Source organism: Vibrio sp. MMH1-50, from assembly GCF_022347645.1.
In the GTDB taxonomy this organism is placed as follows: domain Bacteria; phylum Pseudomonadota; class Gammaproteobacteria; order Enterobacterales; family Vibrionaceae; genus Vibrio; species Vibrio harveyi.
Genome location: NZ_JAKRGG010000083.1, coordinates 1 through 2,788 on the forward strand (window position 1 = coordinate 1; position 2,788 = coordinate 2,788).

General features: G+C 38.2%; 3 protein-coding genes. All 3 read right to left on the reverse strand.

Annotation, left to right across the window (positions count from 1 at the left end; all coding sequences use genetic code 11):
- Nucleotides 1-125: 125 nt before the first annotated feature.
- The 3 genes from MHO32_RS25530 to MHO32_RS25545 all read right to left on the reverse strand — a co-directional run bounded on the left by MHO32_RS25530 (nucleotide 126) and on the right by MHO32_RS25545 (nucleotide 2,675).
- Nucleotides 126-656: a hypothetical protein gene (locus MHO32_RS25530; protein ID WP_239214993.1), complete on the reverse strand. Its 531-nt coding sequence runs from the start codon at nucleotides 654-656 to the stop codon at nucleotides 126-128.
- A gap of 93 nt (nucleotides 657-749) precedes the next feature.
- Nucleotides 750-1,886, reverse strand: a complete 1,137-nt coding sequence (locus tag MHO32_RS25535; protein ID WP_239214995.1) for a hypothetical protein — start codon at nucleotides 1,884-1,886, stop codon at nucleotides 750-752.
- A gap of 210 nt (nucleotides 1,887-2,096) precedes the next feature.
- Complete coding sequence (locus tag MHO32_RS25545) at nucleotides 2,097-2,675, reverse strand: hypothetical protein (protein WP_239214997.1); 579 nt, start codon at nucleotides 2,673-2,675, stop codon at nucleotides 2,097-2,099.
- Between the last annotated feature and the right edge of the window lie 113 nt (nucleotides 2,676-2,788).

Below are 2,788 nucleotides of genomic sequence, written 5' to 3' on the forward strand. Positions count from 1 at the left end.
TAACGCCCTGTTAAGGTGTGAGCAACGCTATACCGAAGCTCCCGCATACCACCTTAACCACTAAACCCAAGGCATGGTAAAAATGCCACGCGTTGCGAATCACTCTTAAACAGTTTGTTATATGGTTATGCCAAAACTCGCTCAATTCTAGTTATCTTTTGAATAGTAAAACGAAGTGTCGTTAAACAATGAAATAGACCTGTAATATCCAAATTTGAAAGAGCATCATTTTCATAAGCGTAACGCGCTTCCACAAATAACTTATCGTAAGGCTTGACGAGTTCTACCAACTCGAAGAATGAATATTGTATTACTCCATCAGCATGTAAAGTTTCAATGTTATCTATAACTTCACTGCCAATAATAAGTAGTAATGAGCTCAAATCATGACCTTTTGTTAAAGGCTCTTCAGTAACTCTCCCACCATACACGCCATTTCCAAAGTTTTTATAATCTTTAATAATTGAACGAACACACAGTGATTTAATATACAGTTCAATAGCGAGTGCAGCATTGGTAACCATAGGAAGTAAAACACCGGACATTGGCGGTAACTGCCTCAAAAACTCAGCACCGTCGTAAAACTGTTCAGCCGAATCGAGTACACTGCTATTTGGAATTTCGATTCTTTCATATTGATACGTTTTATTGTTCATAGACTCCTACCATATAACGCCACCACCGTAAACACTAAGCCCAACGACGGAATGAAAAATGCCAAGCGTTGGGAATCACTCTTAAATGCTTTGTTAGACAAATGCAGCCTGTTCGACTTCACCATTATTATCAAATGTAAGGGCTACTTTTAGTGCATTGTCATTAAACATCCTCAATAGGTCACTCTCTAAAGCAGCAATGTTTTGAGTGTGCATTGATTCCTGCTCAAGCAGCATCTCTGTTGATTTTTGGGTGCGAAACTCTATATTTTCCTTTCTCATTTTTAATGTTGAACCCGCATTCCAAAAAGCTTTCGTTAGCAACTCTTCATTTTTGCTCAAAAGAGTTTGTCTATATTTAGAGATTAATTTCTGCCACTTTTCAACTTTTAGGTTAGGTCTAGAGTAATCCTTAAGGCTTGGGTCGATATACATTAGTATTAAATACAACAACTTATGCAACTCTGAAAGTAAGTCTCGTTTTTCATGGATGGACTCTGCTCTATCAGAATGCCATTTCAACTTGTTATAGGTATCTTCTGTGCCGCCAAATCGATCAGCATCTTTTTGCTTTTCTATGGCGGATATGACATCTTCGAAATCTCGAAGAGATTTATCAACCCAAACATGAGAGTCTTTAATTATAGATTCTATAATTACTCTTTTTTGAGTAGACAGTGCTTCTGCAGACTTATACTGTGCTATATCTTCCGCAATCCCCTTCAAATACTCTAATGCGCCTGATATCTTCGATTTATCATCATTGTCCAGATGATTGATTATCGATTCTACAACATCAGTTAATTTAGAAAGACTATCGTTAATATCAGCTAGATGAGATTGTGCAACGGCAATACTAACTAACTGAAATGCACCTGAGGCTAGCTGCCTAACCTTACCACCTTCAATTAACCTACCTTTTCCGACAATCTTGCCACCTTCACCAACAACATCAGCAAACGTATCACCAAGTCCATTTTTAGGCACCATCATCTTGTAAGCACCAGAATCCAAGCCTTTCTGTACTTCAGGAGAAAATACCAGTTCTAGTGTTTTATTTGGTACGCTAACAGCCCCTTTTGCAATGTCTGAAAAAAGGTGAGTGATTGATTTTTCGACATTTGTCCCTGAATCAATTCTGCGAGCATCACGAGGGATATTTGTGACCTCATTAACCTTTACTACTTCATGCCCCAAGTCATCTATCAAAGAAAAGGTGAGTGTAGACATCAAAACTCCTAAGAACGTAAAAAAGTATTTTAAAACCTGCCGTATTGTAACACTAATTACGAGGTCATATCTTACCGACTTTGTCTAACGCCCAATTAAGGTGTGAGGCACGCAATACTGATGTTGCCGCAGACCACCTTAAACACCAAAGCCGACGCATAGTAAAAATGCCACGCGTGCCGAATCACTCTTAAATTGTTTGTTATGTTTTTAACTGAATAGGATTTCCAGATGCTCTTTAAAGATTTTAGCTGGTACCACAAACTGATACCCTGTTTCAGTGGTAACGACAAAGTCCCCATATTTTTCGACTACTCGAGATGAAGCACCAAAATTTTTCTTAACAATATTAAAAGAAAACGCCTCTCCAGGCTCTAAAGTAACATTTGAAATGCGAGCCTCGGTAAAACCATCCCACATAAACTGTAACACTTGCTTCGACTCTGGTAACTGAGCTTGAAAATTTTTAATAAAGGTTTTAATCACTGAGTGATTTTCGAGCCTAATATTAATACCATTCATCGGTCCATGTATTGGATGTTCAGCATATGACATGGATAATGTAACCTTGATATGTGGTTTGGTAAGTTTATCATTCACAAAATTCAATCCGAGAAGCGTTGCAAGTAAAGCTATCGATGTAAAGATTGGCTCCATTTCTAAAGGAGCACCTGTTTGCCAGTTACTATCAACCGCCCAAATAATGGCGACAACAAGTGCTACCAAGTTCGCGCATACTGCGAATAAGAACCTGATATTTTCTCTTATAAAATCCAAAACTTTAGTCATAGCTTCCTTAAAAACATAACGCGCAGTTAAGGTGTGAGAGACGCAGATCCACCCTAACCTAAAATAAACTCTGATAAATCCGTGCCTATTTGGGCACTAAAAACCCAATGCGT

Bases quoted from the DNA above. Each gene is read 5' to 3' on its own strand.
- MHO32_RS25530 (WP_239214993.1), bottom strand. From the start codon at position 656: ATGAACAATAAAACGTATCAATATGAAAGAATCGAAATTCCAAATAGC.
- MHO32_RS25535 (WP_239214995.1), bottom strand. From the start codon at position 1,886: ATGTCTACACTCACCTTTTCTTTGATAGATGACTTGGGGCATGAAGTA.
- MHO32_RS25545 (WP_239214997.1), bottom strand. From the start codon at position 2,675: ATGACTAAAGTTTTGGATTTTATAAGAGAAAATATCAGGTTCTTATTC.